The organism is Asanoa sp. NPDC049573 (assembly GCF_040676615.1).
Lineage (GTDB): Bacteria > Actinomycetota > Actinomycetes > Mycobacteriales > Micromonosporaceae > Asanoa.
In genome coordinates this window covers 165600-182473 of sequence record NZ_JBFAPI010000014.1, presented here as the reverse complement: position 1 = coordinate 182473, position 16874 = coordinate 165600, and the positions used below count along the sequence as shown (strand labels likewise).

The 16874-nt window shown below is 73.1% G+C and carries 17 protein-coding genes and 1 pseudogene; 12 read left to right on the top strand and 6 right to left on the bottom strand.

Annotated elements, in window-relative coordinates; all coding sequences use genetic code 11:
- Position 1 precedes the first annotated feature (1 nt).
- From AB0J74_RS27985 to AB0J74_RS27965, 5 genes are read left to right on the top strand one after another with little or no spacing between them, the layout of a single operon-like run.
- The gene (locus AB0J74_RS27985; RefSeq protein ID WP_363453052.1) at positions 2-505 is read left to right on the top strand and encodes a hypothetical protein; all 504 of its coding nucleotides are present in this window, start codon (positions 2-4) and stop codon (positions 503-505) included.
- Positions 502-867: a hypothetical protein gene (locus AB0J74_RS27980; protein WP_363453050.1), complete on the top strand. Its 366-nt coding sequence runs from the start codon at positions 502-504 to the stop codon at positions 865-867. The genes AB0J74_RS27985 and AB0J74_RS27980 overlap by 4 nt, the downstream gene beginning before the upstream one ends.
- Positions 864-1484, top strand: a complete 621-nt coding sequence (locus AB0J74_RS27975; RefSeq protein ID WP_363453048.1) for a hypothetical protein — start codon at positions 864-866, stop codon at positions 1482-1484. Before AB0J74_RS27980 ends, AB0J74_RS27975 begins: the two co-directional genes overlap by 4 nt.
- Positions 1481-2521, top strand: a complete 1041-nt coding sequence (locus AB0J74_RS27970; protein ID WP_363453046.1) for an LLM class flavin-dependent oxidoreductase — start codon at positions 1481-1483, stop codon at positions 2519-2521. The genes AB0J74_RS27975 and AB0J74_RS27970 overlap by 4 nt, the downstream gene beginning before the upstream one ends.
- 2 nt (positions 2522-2523) lie before the next feature.
- Positions 2524-3885: an MmgE/PrpD family protein gene (locus AB0J74_RS27965; protein ID WP_363453044.1), complete on the top strand. Its 1362-nt coding sequence runs from the start codon at positions 2524-2526 to the stop codon at positions 3883-3885.
- Position 3886: 1 nt separating this feature from the next.
- Here AB0J74_RS27965 and AB0J74_RS27960 read toward each other — a convergent pair whose 3' ends face one another.
- From AB0J74_RS27960 to AB0J74_RS27950, 3 genes and pseudogenes are all read right to left on the bottom strand, one after another.
- Positions 3887-4609, bottom strand: coding sequence for a zf-HC2 domain-containing protein (locus tag AB0J74_RS27960; protein WP_363453042.1), 723 nt, complete (start codon positions 4607-4609; stop codon positions 3887-3889).
- Positions 4606-5109: pseudogene (locus tag AB0J74_RS27955) on the bottom strand (sigma-70 family RNA polymerase sigma factor); the annotation flags it as partial. The gene AB0J74_RS27960 and the pseudogene AB0J74_RS27955, both read right to left, overlap by 4 nt.
- A gap of 282 nt (positions 5110-5391) precedes the next feature.
- Positions 5392-7113 carry a hypothetical protein gene (locus AB0J74_RS27950; RefSeq protein WP_363453040.1) on the bottom strand — a complete coding sequence of 574 codons (1722 nt, stop codon included), beginning with the start codon at positions 7111-7113 and terminating at the stop codon, positions 5392-5394.
- Between the two features lie 86 nt (positions 7114-7199).
- On the opposite strand from AB0J74_RS27950, the gene AB0J74_RS27945 reads away from it, so the two are divergent.
- From AB0J74_RS27945 to AB0J74_RS27915, 7 genes are all read left to right on the top strand, one after another.
- On the top strand, positions 7200-8003 hold the full coding sequence (locus AB0J74_RS27945) for a methyltransferase domain-containing protein (protein ID WP_363453038.1): 804 nt from the start codon (positions 7200-7202) through the stop codon (positions 8001-8003).
- A 44-nt stretch (positions 8004-8047) separates the two neighbouring features.
- On the top strand, positions 8048-9226 hold the full coding sequence (locus AB0J74_RS27940; protein WP_363453036.1) for an FAD-dependent monooxygenase: 1179 nt from the start codon (positions 8048-8050) through the stop codon (positions 9224-9226).
- Positions 9227-9306: 80 nt separating this feature from the next.
- Positions 9307-10113, top strand: coding sequence for a trypsin-like peptidase domain-containing protein (locus tag AB0J74_RS27935; protein WP_363453034.1), 807 nt, complete (start codon positions 9307-9309; stop codon positions 10111-10113).
- An 8-nt stretch (positions 10114-10121) separates the two neighbouring features.
- Positions 10122-11090: an AAA family ATPase gene (locus AB0J74_RS27930; protein WP_363453032.1), complete on the top strand. Its 969-nt coding sequence runs from the start codon at positions 10122-10124 to the stop codon at positions 11088-11090.
- Positions 11087-11971, top strand: a complete 885-nt coding sequence (locus AB0J74_RS27925; protein ID WP_363453030.1) for a DUF58 domain-containing protein — start codon at positions 11087-11089, stop codon at positions 11969-11971. The genes AB0J74_RS27930 and AB0J74_RS27925 overlap by 4 nt, the downstream gene beginning before the upstream one ends.
- Positions 11968-12924: a VWA domain-containing protein gene (locus AB0J74_RS27920; RefSeq protein ID WP_363453028.1), complete on the top strand. Its 957-nt coding sequence runs from the start codon at positions 11968-11970 to the stop codon at positions 12922-12924. Before AB0J74_RS27925 ends, AB0J74_RS27920 begins: the two co-directional genes overlap by 4 nt.
- Positions 12924-13991, top strand: a complete 1068-nt coding sequence (locus tag AB0J74_RS27915) for a VWA domain-containing protein (RefSeq protein WP_363453026.1) — start codon at positions 12924-12926, stop codon at positions 13989-13991. Before AB0J74_RS27920 ends, AB0J74_RS27915 begins: the two co-directional genes overlap by 1 nt.
- Here AB0J74_RS27915 and fmdA read toward each other — a convergent pair.
- The 3 genes from fmdA to AB0J74_RS27900 form a co-directional block, all read right to left on the bottom strand.
- Positions 13975-15231, bottom strand: coding sequence for a formamidase (gene fmdA, locus AB0J74_RS27910; protein WP_363453024.1), 1257 nt, complete (start codon positions 15229-15231; stop codon positions 13975-13977). The genes AB0J74_RS27915 and fmdA overlap by 17 nt on opposite strands.
- A gap of 59 nt (positions 15232-15290) precedes the next feature.
- A complete protein-coding gene (locus AB0J74_RS27905; RefSeq protein ID WP_363453022.1) occupies positions 15291-15566 on the bottom strand; it encodes a zinc ribbon domain-containing protein in 276 nt (91 codons plus the stop codon).
- Positions 15567-15627: 61 nt separating this feature from the next.
- A complete protein-coding gene (locus tag AB0J74_RS27900) occupies positions 15628-16857 on the bottom strand; it encodes an EAL domain-containing protein (RefSeq protein WP_363453020.1) in 1230 nt (409 codons plus the stop codon).
- Positions 16858-16874: the final 17 nt, after the last annotated feature.

The window sequence follows — 16874 nt, the reverse complement described above, 5'->3', positions numbered from 1 at the left end:
GATGGAACGCGCCCTGGCTTTTGTCCGTGACGAGGCCGGCTTCGCCCAGGTGACGACCATCGACCGGGCCGGCTTCCCGGTCGTGCGCACGATGACCGCGTTCCTGGCGCCGGACTGGTCGGTCAGCCTGGTGCAGCGCAACACGCACCGGCGGCTCGAGCAATGGAAGCGCGACCCGCACACGCTGGTCAGCTGGGTCGGCACGCCGGCGCCGGGCGCCAGCAACGAGCGCCCGCACGTCTTCGACCTCGGCCTGCTGCCGCCGCGCATGGTGGCGATCCGCGGCCTGGCCGAGCCGATGCCACCGGAGTGGACGGTGGCCGTCTACCGCGAGCAGGTCACCGCGCAGCGGGCCAGGGGGCTCGACAAGGCTCCACTGCGGACGGACGAGCAGGTCGTCGCCGAACTGGTCGGCGTCCGGATCCGTCCGGTGCGGGTGCGGTTGGAGGGGTTCGGCGTGGGCGCGCAGTCCCATCAGTGGACGGTGAGGAGAGAACCGACATGATCAAGACAATTCTCGGGTACGGCATCGAAGAGGGCGTCAGTCCGGAGGAGTACGAGCGCTGGCTGTTCGAGGTGCACGCACCCGATCTGCTGGCCAACCCGTACCTCGATCGGATCGTCTTCAACAAGGTGCTGCGCCCGGTGCGCCAGGCGTCCGGCGGCACCGCCACGGTGCCGGATGGCTACACGTTCTACCGGATCGCGGAGATGCACTACGCCGACGAAGAGGCCTACGCCAACTATCTGCGCTGGTTCGAGCAGAACCCACTGCCAGCCGAGCGCGGCCCGGCCGGCCGCACGAAGTTCAAGTTCTACCTCGTCGCCGAGAGCACCGAGGTGACCCGGGAAAGCCTGGCGGCGTGACCGTCCACTGGGGACAGCCCGGTGCGGTGCTGGCCGACTTCGCGGCGCTGCCGGCGCCGGACGCCGACCTCGCCGCCTGGGCGGCCCGGATCGGCACGGCGGACGGTGCTTTCCCGCTGATCGGGACGGGCACCCGCGCGGAGACCTACCCCGCGCTGCTGTGGAACGGCGCGCGGTGCGCGCGGGCCGGTCTCGGGCCCGCGGCCGGCCTCACGCTGATCGGGCTCGCGGTCGGCGCCGAACACGGGCGCTCCGCCGCCGACCTCGCGCGTGCCGTCGCTGCCGGCCTCGACAGCGAGGTACCCACCTCCGCGCCACTGCACACCGGCGTCATCGCGGCGACGGTCACCGCGGCCCGCCTGGCCGGAGTACCGGACGCGGACCTGCCGGCCCTGCTCGACCTGGCCGCGAGCCTGATGGTGATCGGCCCGCCGTCGACCGAACCGGGGCACGCGCCCGCCGCCGGTTGGCTGGCGCTGCGGGCCCGGTCAGCCGGAATCGTCGGCATGCACGGCGGTCTGGCCCACACCCTCGCCGTGGTGGCCGGCGACCCCGCACCGCTGGACCGCGCGCCCGCCGACGTGGCCGTCGGGGAGATCCTCGGGACGCTGCGATGATCCTGCTCAACGTGGCCCGCCCGGCCGGCACGGTCGACCCGGTCGACCTGGCCCGGGACGCGCTCGCCGCCGGCCTCGACGGTGTCGCGCTGGCCGACAGCCCCCGGCTGTTCCCGGACTGCCTGCTGGAGACCGAGCGGGTGCTCAGCGGCACCGACTCCCGGCTGGCCGGACCGTGCGTGCTCAGCCTCGGCCTGCGGCACCCGGCCGCGGTCGCCGGCGCGGTGCGCACCCTCGACGCGCACCACCCCGGTCGGGTCCTCGCGGTGGTCGGGCGCGGCGAGAGTTCGGTGCGCAACGAGGGTCTCGCCCCGCCGTCCATGCGCGCCTACGAGCAGTCCTTGGACACTTTGCGCGAGCTGGTGTCTCCGTCGATCCGGCTGCTCGGCGCCGCGTCCGGCCCGCGCACCATCACGGCCACCGCGGCCCGGCTCGGCGGCGTGCTGGTCGACGCCGGCGCCGACCCGGCGACCGTCGGCAAGGCGGTCGCCCTGGCCCGCGCTTCCCGCCCCGACGCGGTCGTCTGGGTATTCGCCCGCGCGGTCGTGACGGCGACCGAGGCGGAGGCGGACGCCGCCGCCGCTCCGGTGCTCGGCTCGTGCGCGGCCCGGCTCGTCAACGCCCCGGACTGGTTCGACGTGCCCGCGGACCTGCGCGAGGCGGTCGCCGCGGCCGCCGCGGCGCACGACTACCGGCGGCACGGCACCGCCGACGCCCGCCGGAGCGACCTGCCGGCCGGGACCACCGACGCCCGCCGGAGCGGCGGGTCGGCCCGGAACACCGACGCCCGCCGGGACGGCGGGTCGGCCGGGACCACCGACGCCCGCCGGGACGGCCTGTCGGTCGCGGCCGATCGGTTCGTCCGGGATCGGTTCGTGGTCACCGGGGACGTGTCGGCCGTGACCGCGCGGTTCGCGGCGTTCGGGGCGCTCGGCGTCGACGGCGTCGTGCTGGCCGGTGCCCTCGGCGGCGTGCTGGACCGGCTCGCCGACCTCGCCACCGCCGTCCGCACCGGCCTGACCACAGCGAAGGACTGACCATGACCGAGATAGACACCGCGCGGATCGGGGCGTTCGCGCACGCGGCCACGCTCGACGACGCCCCCGACGCGGTGGTCGGCTTCACCCGGCTGCTGCTGCTCGACACGCTCGGCGCGCTGCTCGGCGGGTTGCGCTATCCGGCGGTACAGGCGTTCGGCGACAGCCTGCGGTCCGCCGCGTCGCCGGATCTTCCGTTCGGCCGGCTGGTCACCCTCGGGGCGGCGGCCACCTGGCTCGACGCCGATTCCGGCGGCTCGTTCCACCCGCAGGGGCACCGCCTGCCACCGGTGCCGACCGCGCACCCGGCGCCGCACTCGCTGCCGGTGCTGCTGCACGCCGCCGCGGGCGGGATCGACGACCGCCGGCTGCTGGAGATCTTCCTGATCGCCAACGAGATCGGCATGCGCTTCGGCGCCGGCACCACGCTGCGGCCCGGGCTGCACCCGCACGGCATACACGGCCCGATCGCCGCGGCCGTCGCGGCCGCCCTGCTGCACGACCTGTCCCCCGCGACCACGGCGACCGCGGTCGAACTGGCCGGCTCGGTGCCGCTCGCCGCGACCCTGGCCGTGCCGATGCACGGCGGCACGGTGCGCAACCTGTGGACCGGGCTGGGTGCCTACTACGGTGCCGCGGCCGCCGGCCGGGCCGCCGACGGCGCGGTCGGATCCGCGGCCCTGCTGACCGGGTTGCTCGACGGCGTCGTGTGCACGGATCTGTCCACTTCGGAGTTGAACGGCGGCCTCGGCACCCGCTGGCGGCTGGCCGACAGCTACCTGAAGCCGTACGCCTGTGCCCGTTGGGTGCATCCCACGCTCGACGCGTTCCGGGCCGCCGTCGCCGACGTGCCGGACCCGGCGCACGACCGCGGCGGGCTGGCCGCGATCGAGGTCGACACGTTCGCGTTCGCCGCGTCCTTGGCGGCCACCGAGGCGACCTCGGACATGCAGGCCCGCTTCTCGGTGCCGGTCAGCCTGGCCACCCTCGCTCTCGACGGCGAGTTGGCCGCCGGCGGTTTCCTGCCCGAACGGCTGGCCCGCCCCGAGGTGAGGGCGCTGGCCGCGCTGGTGCGGCTGCGCGAGGAACCGGCCTACAGTGCGGCGCTGCCCCGAGAGCGGCCGGCCAGGGTGACGGTTCGCTGGCGTGACGGCTCGTCGGCCAGCCAGTCGGTGCGCAACGCCCGTGGCAACCCCGACGATCCGATAACCGCCGACGAGGTGGCGACGAAGTTCCGCCGCAACGCCGAGGGCGTGCTCACCGCGGCGACCATCGACGCCGTCGTCGCCGGTCTACTCGGCGGTGGCACCGGCGACACGCTGCACGCGGTGGCCGGCGAGGTGATCGGGCGATTCTGCCCGTGAGCTACATCGGGACGGTGACCAGCGGGCTGGTCGCCCCGTTGGCGTGGACCACCTGCACCTGCACGGCTTTCATGTCGTCGACGGCCATGGAGGTGGCCGTCTGCAACATCAGCGGGGTGGGTCGCTCCGCCGTGCCGTAACCCTCCGGCGGCACCCGCCAACTCGACACCACCTCGCTGCGGCCGTCGTCGGCCAGCACGACGAGGTGGCAGGTGGCCGGCCCTTCGAGCTTGCTCAAGGCGAACGAGATCCGGGTGCCGAACGGCCGCGAGTCGACCGCGAGGTCGGCGTGCACCCCGGTGGCCGGGTCGGTGGCGCTGAACGGCTCACCGGGCCCGACACCAGCCGTTGCCGTCGGCGCCGCCACCACCTGCGGGTCGGCCACCCAGCGGGCACCGGCGAACAGGGCGAATCCGCCGATCAGGGCGATCAGCACGATCCCGGCCGCGATGCTGAGCAGGCGCCGCTGGCGCACCCGGCGGCGGTCGTCGCCCACCGCGGTCAACGTCCGGCGGAGCAACGCGCCGTCGCGGTCGATCCGCTCGGTCACCGCGAGGTCGGCGCCGTTCACCTCGGCCAGCGCGTCGACCGCCGGCAGGAACGACTCGAGTTCGCCGGCGCAGACCCAGCACTCGGCCAGATGTGCCTCGAACCGCTCGGTGTCGGCCTCGTCGAGGACGCCGAGTGCGTAGGACGCGACGTCCCAGTGCTGCTCGCGACTCATGACCCCGTCACCTCGCGCTCTTCGAGCGCCTCGCGCATGGCACGCAGGGCGTAGTAGACGCGCGACTTCGCCGTGCCCAGCGGCACGCCCAACTCTTCGGCCGCCTCCGGAACGGTGCGGCCCCGGAAGTAGGTGGCCAGCAGGATCTCGCGATGGGTCGGGCTCAGGCTCTTGAACGCGGCGGTGATCGTCATCCGGCGCAGGACCTGGTCGGTGCCGTCGGCTTCGGAGAAGCGTTCGAGGTCTTCGTCGTAGGCCTCGCGCGGCCGGGCCAGCACGCTGCGGTGCTCGTCGATCACGATCCGGCGGGCGACGGTCACGAGCCAGGGCCGCAACGAGGTGTGTCCCGACGTGCTGAGCCGGTCGGCGTTGCGCCAGGCCCGCAGCAATGTCTCCTGCACCACGTCTTCGGCCCGCTGGCGGTCGCCGCCGGTCAGCCGCAGGACAAACATCAACAATGGGCCCGAATGCTCCCGATAAAGGAGCCGCATGAGCTCGTCGGGGTCACCGGGGGTGGCAGCCCCGGCAGGGGGGTCGCCGGAACCCGAACGTCGCTGCACCCGGTCATTGTGTCCTGCGCACCGCGGCACGTCTCTAGCCGCCCCTGACAGGGCGCGTGACCTGGGCGGAAAGCCCCAGTTCGCGGGCGGGACGACACCGGGCGTCGCGGCGGCGACCGCGTGCATGCCAGACCTCCTCGTCCCTGCCCGGCGGCAGGCTCCACCGGGCCACCTGTCTGTACGCAACCGGAGGCCCGAAGGATCAAACGAGGTTGTGGATCGTCAGTCGACGTCGCCCAGGATGGCCACGTAGCAGCCGGTGGTCGGGCCGCGCCGGGCCGCCGGGAAGAGGTTGATGATCTGGGTCAGCGCTGCCGGGCCGAAGTCGCGCTCAGCGGCGACCGTGCCGAGCGCCGCGAGGTCGGTGCGCAGTTGCGCGGCGGTGGCCGCGGCCTCGCCCTTCTTCGTGTAGCCGAACAGGATCACCCGCTGATAGCCGTCGGTGAGCTGGCCCAGGGTCTGGCCCGCGCAGGGCTGGCCGGCCTTCGGCGGCACGTGGGCGGGCTCGGCCCGCGGGCGGAGCACGTCGTCGGCATACCAGCCGACCGCGTGGGCGCTGGCCGTCAGCACGATCGTCATGTCGCCGGGCCGGTGCTGGGTCGACAGCCAGGCCAGCGCGGCCCGCTCGTCGAGGCCGGGCGGGGGTTCAGGCGCGGTGCGGGCCTTGATCAGCGGGGCCACCAGCACCGCCAGCGTCACCACGGCGACCGCGCCGGCGAGGCCGCCCATCAGTGCCGCACCGCCGCGCCAGGAGGTGCGGGCCGGGCCGCGCAGCGCATGGACGGCGGCCACCGCCAGCTTCGCGGCGGCGGCCATCGCGCAGGCGACCGCGACGTACACGCAGGGCACGATCCAAAGCGCCATCCGCATGTAGAGCGGGACCACCTCGGCGAACGCGAGGCCGTAGGCCAGCACCGGCACGCCGAGCAGCAACGCGCTCCACGGACGGCGGAAATAGGCGGCTGCCAGGCAGCCGAGCAGGAACAGCGACCAGACGACCAGGGCGGCCGTTTTCAGGTAGCCGGCGCCGGTGCCGGGCGACGACAGGTGCAGCGGGTCGGTGCCGAGCACCTGGAGGCGGTCCCAGGCCCAGTCCAGCGTCTCGCGCTTGCCGGCGTCGGCCGGCGGGTAGCCGCGCCGGCCCCAGAAGATGGCCATGAAATCGCTGCCGACCACGTAGCGCAGCGAGGCCAGGTAGTGCACCCCGAACACCACGAGCCAGATGAGGAACGGCCACGCGGCCCGGAACGCCTGGGTGAAACCGGTGCGCCAGCCGGCCCGCAGCCAGGCGGTAGCCACCACGACGACCGCGAAGACCGGGGTCGCGAGCATGGCGCCCATGCTGAACAGGCAGGCCAGCGCCGCGACCGACCACCACGTCACGTACTGGCGGGTGGTCGGGCGTGCCTTCTCCAGCAACGCCATCGTCAGGAACAGCAGCAGCAGCGTCCAGAACAGGTCGCCGGTGTATTGCTTGACCTCGGCGGAGTAACGCAGCAGCGAGGCGTTGGCCACGAACAGTGACACCAGGGCCACCGCGCCGACCGGGCCGAGCCAGCGCCGGCCGGCCAGCCAGGCCAGCACCAGGGTGCCGACCGCGGCCAGCAGGGGCAGCGCCCGCAGCACGTATTCGTCCGTGCCGAACGCCGAGACCAGGGCGTGCTGCGCCCAGAGCCAGCCCAGCGGCGCGCTCTGGTTGTAGTCGAGCGCGCCGGCGAGATCGAGGAAGCCGCGGTCGCGGATGTTGCGGGCGATCATCTGCTCGTCGAGCCAGAGCGGGTGGTGGTAGGCCGCCCGCCGGATCATCAACACCAGCCCGAGGGCGAGCGGGACCAGGGCCAGGTCGGCCCAGGTGAACCAGCACCACCAGGGCCGGCGGTGCGGCCCGGGCGGCGTGGCGTCGCCGGCCGGAACGGCGGCGGTGTTGGTGGTCAGCTGTGACATCGGAACAGAGGCGAATGCCTGCCCGGCAAATCTCCGTGTGCGCTCCACGATGCGCGCACCGTGCCGCCAGGACCAGCCTGGGGACCATGACATACGTGATGGGACGGACGGCGGCGGAGTACGCGCGGCTGCGCGACCAGGCCCGGATCTGGGCCGACGCCACCGGCACGCTGCTCGACACGGTGGGGCTGGCGCCCGGCGCGCGCTGCCTCGACGTCGGCTGCGGGCCGGGCGAGACGATGCGGCTGATGGCACAGCGGGTCGGTGCGACCGGCCGGGTGGTGGGTGTCGACGTCGACGGCGACCTCGGCCGGGCGGCGGTCGACCGGTTGGTCGAGGACGGGCACCGGCAGTGCGAGTTCGTCGAGGGCGACATCGAGCGGGCGGACCCCGTACCCGATGGCGGTTTCGACCTGGTCTTCGGGCGGTTGATCCTGCTGCACGTGGCCGACCCGGTCGCCGTGCTGCGCCGGATGTGGGAGTGGACCGCGCCGGGCGGCACCCTGGTGGTGCAGGACTACGACATGCGCGGCGTCGCCCTCGACCCGCCGTTGCCGGTGCTCGACGAGTGGCGGCGGGGTTTCCTCGGCACCTACGCGGCGGCCGGACGCGACGTCGGGCTGGGCCACCGGCTGCCGCGGCTGTTCGCGGAGGCGACCGGCGCGCTGCCGGACGGCACGGTGGTCACCGGGCGGATCGACCGGCTGGCGACCACCGGCGGGATGCTGGCCGCGACCTATCGCAGCGTCACCCCGGTCGGGATCACGCTCGGCACGATCACCGAGGCGCAGGCCCAGCGGTTCCAGGCCGACCTGGCCGAGGCGATGACCGCCCATCCCGACCACCAGGCCCTGTGGCCGCTGCTGATCGGTGCCCATCGGCGCCGCTGAAACCGGACTGCGGCCGGGCGCATCGATCGGGAATGATGTGGTCCATGACTGTTCGGGCGGCGGTCGTGGGTGGCGGGATCGGTGGTCTGGTCGCCGCGTTGGCGTTGCGGCGGGCCGGGGTCGACGTGCGGGTCTTCGAGCAGGCGCCGGCGGTCGGCGCGGTCGGTGCCGGCATCCAGTTGGCGCCCAACGCCACCCGGGTGCTCGACGCGCTCGGCGTGCTGCCGGCGGTCCGGGCGATCGCCGTCGAGCCGACCGCGTTCGAGTTCCGCCGCTGGGACGACGGGCGGCTGCTCTCGGCGACGCCGCTCGGCGCCGCGATGGTGGCCGCCTACGCCGCGCCCTACCTGCACGCACACCGGGGCGACCTGGTCGCGGTGCTCGGCGACGCGGTGCTGGCCGCGGGGGTCCCGGTCGAGGTCGGCGCCCGCTGCGTCGACGTGCTGCCCGGCGAGCGCGGCGCCGAGGTGCGGTTCGCGGGCGGCCGGCGGGAGACGGCCGACCTGGTGGTCGGGGCCGACGGCATCCACTCTCTGGTCCGGCACGCCATCCTGGGCGCCGCAGACGCGCGGTTCACCGGGCACGTGGCCTTCCGGGGCCTGATCCCGGCCGAGCGGGTCGCCGGCCTGCCGTTGACACACACCTCGACCGTGCGGATGGGTCCGGGGAGCCATTGTGTGCACTACTTCGTCTCGTCCGGGCGGTTGCTCAACGTGGTCTGCGTGATCGAGGAAGACGCCTGGACCCGGGAGTCGTGGACCGACCACGGCGACCCCGCCGAGTTGCGGGCCGCGTTCGCCGGCTGGGATCCGGTGGTCCGCGCGGTGATCGACGAGTTGTCGGCGCCGCTCAAGTGGGCCCTGTTCGACCGCCTCCCGTTCGACCGGTGGAGCAAGGGCGCGGTCACCCTGCTCGGCGACGCCTGCCACCCGATGCTGCCCTATGGCGCGCAGGGTGCGGCCCAGGCGATCGAAGATGCCGCGGTGTTGGCCGCCTGCCTGCGCGACGACAGCGACGTGCCGGCGGCTTTGGCCCGCTACGAGGCCCTCCGCCACGACCGCACCGCCCGCGTGCAGCAGATCTCCCGCGGCAATGCGACACGGTTCCACCTGCCCGACGGGCCGGAGCAGGAGGCCCGCGACGCCGCGATCGCGGTCGGCAACGGCCTGTCCCCCGATCTGGAGTGGCTCTACGCCTTCGACCCGCTCACCGGCCACGCCTGAGGGCCGGGCCGCACGGCGGTCTCGAAAGGACGGACATTTAGCATCGCGGTGGCGCGCGGTTAGGGTGGCGCTATGCACCTATGCGTGGGCCGCGGTCCGCGATGATCGTGCCCGACGAGGTCGCGAGCGTTCCGCCGCCGCCCCGCCACCCGCGGCGGAGCCTGCTGATCGCCGCTGGCGTCGTCGTGCTGATGGCCCTCACCGCCGTCGTCGCGTTCAAGGCCGGCGGGAAGGCGACCCCCCAGGCCCGGCCGAGCCCGTCACCGACCACCGCGCCGCCGCTGACCCCAGCGCAGGTCTACGCCGCCCTCGTGCCGTCGGTGGTCGCGATCCGGGGCGCCGGCAACGGCACCGGCGTGGTCGCCAACGCGGACGGGCTGATCGTCACCGCGTTCCACGTGGTCAAGGGCGCAAAGGACATCGAGATCACCTTCCCGGACGGCACGGAAACGGCGGCCACCCTCGCCGGTAGCGACCCGGAGAACGACATCGCCATGCTGGCACCGGCAGACCTGCCCAGCGTCGTGGTGCCGGCCGTGATCGGCAACGCCGGGCGGCTTGACGTCGGCGACGACGTCGTGGCCATCGGCAACCAACTCGGGCTGACCGACACCACCACCGCCGGCGTGGTGTCCGGTTTGGAGCGGGTCGCGTCCGGCACCGACGGCACCCGGCTGCGCGGCCTGATCCAGTTCGACGCCGCCGTCAACCCCGGCAGTTCGGGCGGGCCGCTGGTCAACGCCCGTGGCGAGACGGTCGGCATCGTCGTCGCGCTGCTCAATCCGACCCCGGCCGGCACCTTCGTGGGTGTCGGCTTCGCTGTGCCGATCGGCGCCGCCCTCGGTGGTGGCGGCGACGGCACCGGACCACCCGGCCCGGAGCAGTAGGAGAGCGCATGGACACCGAGCCCATCCTGTACGAGGTCAAGAAGACCATCGTCGGCCAGGACGTGTTGCTCGAACGGTTGCTGGTGGCCCTGCTCTCCCGCGGGCACATCCTCGTCGAGGGCGTGCCGGGCCTGGCCAAGACACTGGCCGTCAAGGCGCTCGCGGCTGCGATCGGCGGCCAGTTCCACCGGGTGCAGTTCACCCCCGACCTGGTGCCCGCCGACATCGTCGGCACCCGGGTCTACCACCAGCACAGCGGCGAGTTCCAGGTCTCGCTCGGCCCGGTGTTCACCAACCTGCTGCTCGCCGACGAGATCAACCGGGCGCCCGCGAAGGTGCAGAGCGCGCTGCTCGAGGTGATGCAGGAGCAGCAGGTGACCATCGGCCGCGAGACACACCAGGTGCCGCGCCCGTTCCTGGTGATGGCGACGCAGAATCCGATCGAGTCGGAGGGCACCTATCCGCTGCCCGAGGCGCAGGTCGACCGGTTCATGATGAAGGTCCTCGTCGGCTACCCGAGCGCGACCGAAGAGTTCGTGATCGTCGAGCGGGCGATCGCCGCGACCGCGGCCGGGCAGGCGGTCAGTGACCCGGAGCGGCTCGTCGAGATGCAGAGCCAGGTCGACCGGGTGTACGTGGATCCCGCGCTGATCGAATACGCGGTCCGGCTGGCCAACACGACCCGCGAACCGGCCGCGGCCGGGCTCGGTGACCTGGCCCGCTACGTGAGCTTCGGCGCCAGCCCGCGTGCCTCGATCAACCTGATCCTGGCCGGCCGGGCGCTGGCGTTCATCCGCGGCCGTGACTACGTGGTGCCGGCCGACGTCACCGAACTGGTCCTCGACGTGTTCCGGCACCGGCTGGTGCTCTCCTACGAGGCCGTGTCCGACGACGTCACGGCCGACCACGTCCTCACCCGGGTGATGGCCGCGACACCTGTGCCGGACGCTCCGCTGCAACGGGCCGCCCGGCCATGACGACCGCCCCGGACCGCCTGCTGCGCCAACTCGAGTGGCGTGTTCTCCGCCGGCTCGACGGCCGGCTGCAGGGCGCCTACCGCACGGCGTTCCGCGGCACCGGGATCGACTTCGACAGCCTGCGTGAGTACGCGCCCGACGAGGACGTGCGGCACATCGACTGGAACGTCACCGCCCGGCTCGACCAGCCGCACGTGCGGCAATACACCGAAGACCGCGAGCTGACCGCCTGGCTGGTGCTCGACCAGTCCGCCTCGATGCGGTTCGGGGAAACGGCCCAGGGCAAGGACTCGATGGTCACCGACCTCGCCGTCTGCCTGGCCCGGCTGTTCACCCGGGGCGGCAACCGGGTCGGCGCGATCCTCTACGACAACCGCCGCCACCAGGTGGTGCCGCCGCGCACCGGCCGCGATCACGTGCTGCGGCTGACCGACCTGGTGACCGCGCCGACGCCGGATCGCGGGGGTGGCAGCACCGACCTGGCCGCGATGATCCGGCTGGCCGCGAGCAACGCCCGCCGGCGCGGCCTGGTCTTCGTCATCTCCGACTTCATCGGCGAGGGCGACTGGGCCGGCGAGCTGACCCGGCTCGCGCTGCGCCACGAGGTGGTGGCGATCCGGGTCGTGCACCCGGTCGAACTCGAACTGCCCGACCTGGGCCTGGTGCTGGTCGAAGACGCCGAGACCGGCGAGCAGGTGCTGGCCGACACCGGCGACCCGCTGTTCCGCGAGCGGCTCCGGGCCGAGGTGGCGGTGCGCGAGTCGACCGTGGACGAGGCGATGGCCCGCGCCGGGGTGGCCGCCCACCGGGTGCGCAGCGACGAGGATCTGGTGGAGGCGCTGGTCGAGATGGTCCGCCGGGCCAGGCGGGGGCGCCGATGAGCGTCGCACACCCCGTCATGCTCGCGGTCGCCGTGCTGGTCGGCCTGGCCTGCGCCGCCGGCCTGCGCTGGCTGCACCGTGAGCGCGCGCAGGCATATCGGGCCGCCGGCGTGCGGGCCACCGGCAACCTGCGCCGCTACCTGCCGACCGTGCTGTTCCTGGCCGCCGTCGTGTTCCTGCTGCTCGCCGTCGCGCGTCCACAAGCGACACTGGGCGTGCCGCGTACGTCCGGCACCGTGATCCTGGCCTTCGACGTGTCCAACAGCATGGCCGCCGACGACATCGCGCCCAACCGGCTCGCCGCCGCGCAGGCCGCGGCGATCTCGTTCGTCGAGGCGCAACCCGACAGCGTCGACGTCGGCGTGGTCGCGTTCAGCCAGGGCGCGCTCAACACGCACACGCCGGGCAACCTGCACACCGAGACGGTCGACGCGATCAAGCGGCTGCGGGTGACCGGCGGCACGTCGCTGGGCCAGGCGATCCTGGCGTCGCTGACCGCGATCGTCGGCCAGCCGGTGAGCCTGCCGGAGCCGTCGGCGCCACCGCCCGACCTGCCCTACCGCGGCGACGCGACGATCGTGCTGCTCACCGACGGCGAGGACACCGGCGGGCCCGACGCGCTGCTGGCCGCCGACCTGGCCGCGATCGCGGGCGTGCACATCCAGACCGTCGGCGTCGGGACGGTCGAGGGCAGGACCGTCGACATCGACGGCTACCAGGTGTCGACGGCGCTCAACGAAGACCTGCTGACCCAGATCGCCGCGGCGACCGGCGGCGCCTACCACCGGGCCCAGGACGAGGGCGCGCTCGACGCCGCCTACCGCGACCTCGACCTGCGCACCACGATCGACGACCAACCGGTCGAGCTGACCGGCCCGGTCGTGGCCTTCGCGCTGCTGCTGCTGATGGCCGGCGCGCTGCTGACGATCCACTGGTTCGGACGGATCATCTGATGTCGTTCACCTGGCCCTGGGCCCTGGCCGCGCTGCTCGCCTTCCCCGCCCTGCTGGGTTACCGCTGGTGGAGCCGCCACCGGCGACGCCGCGAAACGGTGCGGCTGCCCAGCGTCGCCCTGGTCCGCGCCGCGGTGCCGGCCACCTCCCGCTGGCGCCGCCGGATCCCCATCTGGTTGTTCGCCACCGGCCTCGTCGTGCTCGCCACCGGCGCCGCCCGCCCGCAGGCGTCCGTGCCGGTACCGGCCAACTCGACGACCATCATGCTGGCCATCGACTCGTCCGGCTCGATGTGCTCCACCGACGTGCCGCCCAACCGGCTCACCGCCGCACAGCAGGCGGCCCGCGAGTTCGTCACCGACCAGCCCGACGGGGCGCGGATCGGCCTGGTCACGTTCTCGTCCACGGCGGGGCTGCTGGTCGAGCCGACGACCGACAAGAAGGCGCTGATCGCGGCCATCGACACGCTACGGACGGCCCGGGGCACCGCGATCGGGCTGGCCATTCTCACCTCGGTCGACGCGATCGCGGAGGTCAACCCCGACGTGCCGCCGACCGGCGTGGAGTTGCCGGCGGCCGCCGGCGGCGGCGACTACGAGCCCGACACGATCGTCGTGCTCACCGACGGTCGCAACACGCAGGGCGTCGACCCCACCACCGCGGCCGGCGAGGCGGCGGCCCGGCGCCTGCGGGTCTACACGATCGGCTTCGGCACCACCCAGCCCGCGTCGATGGTCTGCAGCCGCGACCAGGTCAGCGGCGACGCCGCGATCTTCGGCGACGGGTCGCGCTTCGGCGGCGGAGGCTTCGGCGGCGGCCGGCGCTACCAGAACATCGACGAGCCGACGCTGCGCGAGGTGGCCGACCTGACCGGCGGCGAGTACTACCAGGCCGGCGACGCCGCCGAGCTGACCCGGGTGCTCCGTGACCTGCCCAGCAACATCGTGCTGCAGAAGCAGGACATGGAGATCACCGTCTGGTTCGCTCTGGCCGGCGCCCTGCTCGTCCTCGCCGCCGTCACCCTCGCGCAGTGGTGGAACCGCACCAGGTCTAGAACGACGACTTAGGCACCGGCTTGCCTGCTTTCCGGACCTGCGCCGGACCGGACGCGGACGGGCGTACGTCGATGTCGAAGATCTCGGTCGGTAGGTAGACCGTGGCGCATGAGTTCGGGATGTCGACCACGCCGGAGAACCGGCCCTCGATCGGCGCCGCGCCGAGGATCAGGTACGCCTGCTCCGGGCTGTAGCCGAACTTCGTCAGGTACTCGATCGCGTGCAGGCAGGCCCGCTGGAACGACAGTTGCGCGTCGAGATAGCGCTGTTCACCGTCCAATGTGACCGAAACACCGGAGAACGCCAGCCACTGGCTGTATTGCGGGTTGTTGTTGCCCGGCAGGAAGATCGCGTTCTCGGAGACGCCGTAGGTCTGCATGCCGCCCTTGATGACGTCGACGTGCAGGTCGACGAAGCCGCCCATCTCGATCGCGCCGCAGAAGGTGATCTCGCCGTCGCCCTGCGAGAAGTGCAGGTCGCCGACGGAAAGATTGGCGCCGGGTACGTACACCGGGTAGAAGATCCTCGAGCCCTTGGTCAGGTTCTTGATGTCCTGGTTGCCGCCGTTCTCACGGGGCGGTGCGGTGCGGGCGGCCTCCGCCGCGGCGTCGTCGAACGCCGACCCGGTGAGCGTGCCCAGCACGGCGTCCTGCGGCAGTGGTGGCAGCGACAGCGGCGGCACCCGGTCGGGGTCGGTGTTCCGCAGCGCCGTCTCCCGCTGGTTCCATCTGCGCAGCAGGTCGGCCGACGGTGCCGTGCCCATCAGGCCGGGGTGCACCAGGCCGGTGAACGAGACGCCGGGGATGTGCCGTGAGGTGGCGACCTGGCCCTTGAAGTCCCAGATCGCCTTGTAGGCGTCGGGGAACTGGTCGGTGAGGAAGCCGCCGCCGTTCTGCTTGGCGAAGATGCCGGTGTAGCCCCAGCCCTGCCCGGCCAGCGGCCCGGAGTCTTCCTGCGGTATCGGCCCGACGTCGAGGATGTCGACGAGCAGCAGGTCGCCCGGTTCGGCGCCCTGCACCGCGAACGGCCCGCTGAGCGCGTGCACGATGGACAGCGGTGCGTCGCGTACGTCGTCGGCCGAGTCGTTGTTGTGGATCTCGCCGTCGAACCACTCCCGGCAGTGCACCCGGAAGGTCGCACCGGGCTTGACCGTGGCGACCGGCGGGACGGCCGGGTGCCACCGGTTGTGGCCGATCTTCTCCTGTTCGCGGAACCGCTTGGTCGAGTCCAACCCAAAGATGACCTCGGGCATGCCCACTCCTTCTCGCCGCGCCGCGCCCCCGTGGCGCGCGCCGTTCGTGAGCCCCTGATTCAGATCCGGGGCAGCCCGCGTGGGACCTGTGGCGGCCGGCTCCGAGGCTGCCGGGACACCACTGTCGGCGTCTCGGCGCTGCGGCCGGCCTGCTCGATCGCGGCGGCCAGCGGGCGGGGCGTGCGGCCCAGGTGTGGCGCCGACCAGACCCGGGCGGCGTCGCCTGCACACCGGGCGCACGGGACTGTCGTGGTGGCTGCGCCGAGCGGGAGGCGCACCTCGAACTCGCCGTCGCGGGGGCAGCGGTAGAGGTAGGTCGCCACGCCGATCAGCATCGGCCGCGGCGCTCGCTCGTTCACGAAGGCGCGCGGCCGGTGCACCCGAACGAGTGACGGATCAGCTCGGCAGGCGGTTGACCAGGGTGAGCATGGCTTCGATGACCTTCTCGGCGTCGTAGCAGACACCGGCCCGGTAAGCGTCGCGGGGATTGGAGCCGTGGCGGCGGGCGAAGGTGCCGCTGCCGTAGCGGCTGCCGACGAACAGCACGCTCCGTTCGCGTAGTAGCGGATCGGTGTCGGCCAGCGGGATGCCGCGGACACGACCGCCGGGCAGCGCGGTCACGTGTCGGCCGAGGACGAAGACGTTGATGCCTCTGCCGGCGAGTTGGTTGTAGCCGATGCGGGCGGCGTCGTCGAGTTCACCGTCGCCGATGTTGACGGCCAGGATCGCCGGGTTCGCGGTCTGCGCCGCCTGGTTTTCGATGTTGCCGGCCATCGTCGCGTACATCTCGTCGGTGGTCGGATGCACCTGGGCGTCCGGGGCCAGCACCTCGAAGGGCGTGGCGCAGGCGACCTCGCGAGGCTGGACCCGGGCCAGCGGTTCCGCGGAGGGCTCCACGCGCTCCGGCAGTGGACCCGGGCGGCCGAACAACCAGCCCTGGCCAAGCGTGGCGCCCATCGCCCGCGCGGCATCGAGATCCTCGCGCCGTTCGATGCCTTCCGCCAGGATCTGCGCCCCACGCCGCTGCGCCTCGTCGAGCACCGCGTTGACCACCTGGGAGACCGCCCAGGACCGCGACCGGCTCTGGACGATCGACCGGTCGAGTTTGATGATGTCCGGGTTGATCAGTGGCATGGCCGCCAGGCTCGCCGGGTCGGCACCGACGTCGTCGAGGGCGATGCGGGCGGAGCGGCTGCGGGCGTCGACGACCGCTTTGAGCAGCCGGCCGGGCTCGCGCATCACGGCCTGCTCGGTGATCTCCAGGACGACCGGGTGGTGCCGGGTCAGCTCGATGTAGAGATCGCGCAGTCCGACCGGCGGTTCGGTGGCCAGCGTGTCCGGGTTGAGGTTGACGAACAGGGCGAGTTCGGGGAGGGCGGCCTTCCGGTAGTGGCGCGCGGCGGCGTCGGCGCACAGCCAGTCGAGTTCCGCCGAACGGCCGGCCCGGGCCGCGGCGGCGAACAGTGCCGGAGCGTCGTGGAACCGTCCCTGGGGTCCGCGCGCCAGGGCCTCGAACCCCACCGGCCGCCGATCGTGGAGGGCGATGACAGGTTGGAACACGGGTTCGACCAGACGGCCGGTAAGGACCGCGTCAAATCCGGCGTCGGCGTCGAACGGAGCTCCCATTGGCCCCTCGCTCCCCG

What these genes read in the sequence shown, in the direction of transcription:
- AB0J74_RS27925 (WP_363453030.1), top strand. Translation starts at nt 11,087, where the DNA reads ATGACGACCGCCCCGGACCGCCTGCTGCGCCAACTCGAGTGGCGTGTT.
- fmdA (WP_363453024.1), bottom strand. Translation starts at nt 15,231, where the DNA reads ATGCCCGAGGTCATCTTTGGGTTGGACTCGACCAAGCGGTTCCGCGAA.
- AB0J74_RS27985 (WP_363453052.1), top strand. Translation starts at nt 2, where the DNA reads ATGGAACGCGCCCTGGCTTTTGTCCGTGACGAGGCCGGCTTCGCCCAG.
- AB0J74_RS27945 (WP_363453038.1), top strand. Translation starts at nt 7,200, where the DNA reads ATGACATACGTGATGGGACGGACGGCGGCGGAGTACGCGCGGCTGCGC.
- AB0J74_RS27940 (WP_363453036.1), top strand. Translation starts at nt 8,048, where the DNA reads ATGACTGTTCGGGCGGCGGTCGTGGGTGGCGGGATCGGTGGTCTGGTC.
- AB0J74_RS27920 (WP_363453028.1), top strand. Translation starts at nt 11,968, where the DNA reads ATGAGCGTCGCACACCCCGTCATGCTCGCGGTCGCCGTGCTGGTCGGC.
- AB0J74_RS27965 (WP_363453044.1), top strand. Translation starts at nt 2,524, where the DNA reads ATGACCGAGATAGACACCGCGCGGATCGGGGCGTTCGCGCACGCGGCC.
- AB0J74_RS27905 (WP_363453022.1), bottom strand. Translation starts at nt 15,566, where the DNA reads ATGCTGATCGGCGTGGCGACCTACCTCTACCGCTGCCCCCGCGACGGC.
- AB0J74_RS27960 (WP_363453042.1), bottom strand. Translation starts at nt 4,609, where the DNA reads ATGAGTCGCGAGCAGCACTGGGACGTCGCGTCCTACGCACTCGGCGTC.
- AB0J74_RS27915 (WP_363453026.1), top strand. Translation starts at nt 12,924, where the DNA reads ATGTCGTTCACCTGGCCCTGGGCCCTGGCCGCGCTGCTCGCCTTCCCC.
- AB0J74_RS27980 (WP_363453050.1), top strand. Translation starts at nt 502, where the DNA reads ATGATCAAGACAATTCTCGGGTACGGCATCGAAGAGGGCGTCAGTCCG.
- AB0J74_RS27950 (WP_363453040.1), bottom strand. Translation starts at nt 7,113, where the DNA reads ATGTCACAGCTGACCACCAACACCGCCGCCGTTCCGGCCGGCGACGCC.
- AB0J74_RS27935 (WP_363453034.1), top strand. Translation starts at nt 9,307, where the DNA reads ATGCGTGGGCCGCGGTCCGCGATGATCGTGCCCGACGAGGTCGCGAGC.
- AB0J74_RS27970 (WP_363453046.1), top strand. Translation starts at nt 1,481, where the DNA reads ATGATCCTGCTCAACGTGGCCCGCCCGGCCGGCACGGTCGACCCGGTC.
- AB0J74_RS27900 (WP_363453020.1), bottom strand. Translation starts at nt 16,857, where the DNA reads ATGGGAGCTCCGTTCGACGCCGACGCCGGATTTGACGCGGTCCTTACC.
- AB0J74_RS27930 (WP_363453032.1), top strand. Translation starts at nt 10,122, where the DNA reads ATGGACACCGAGCCCATCCTGTACGAGGTCAAGAAGACCATCGTCGGC.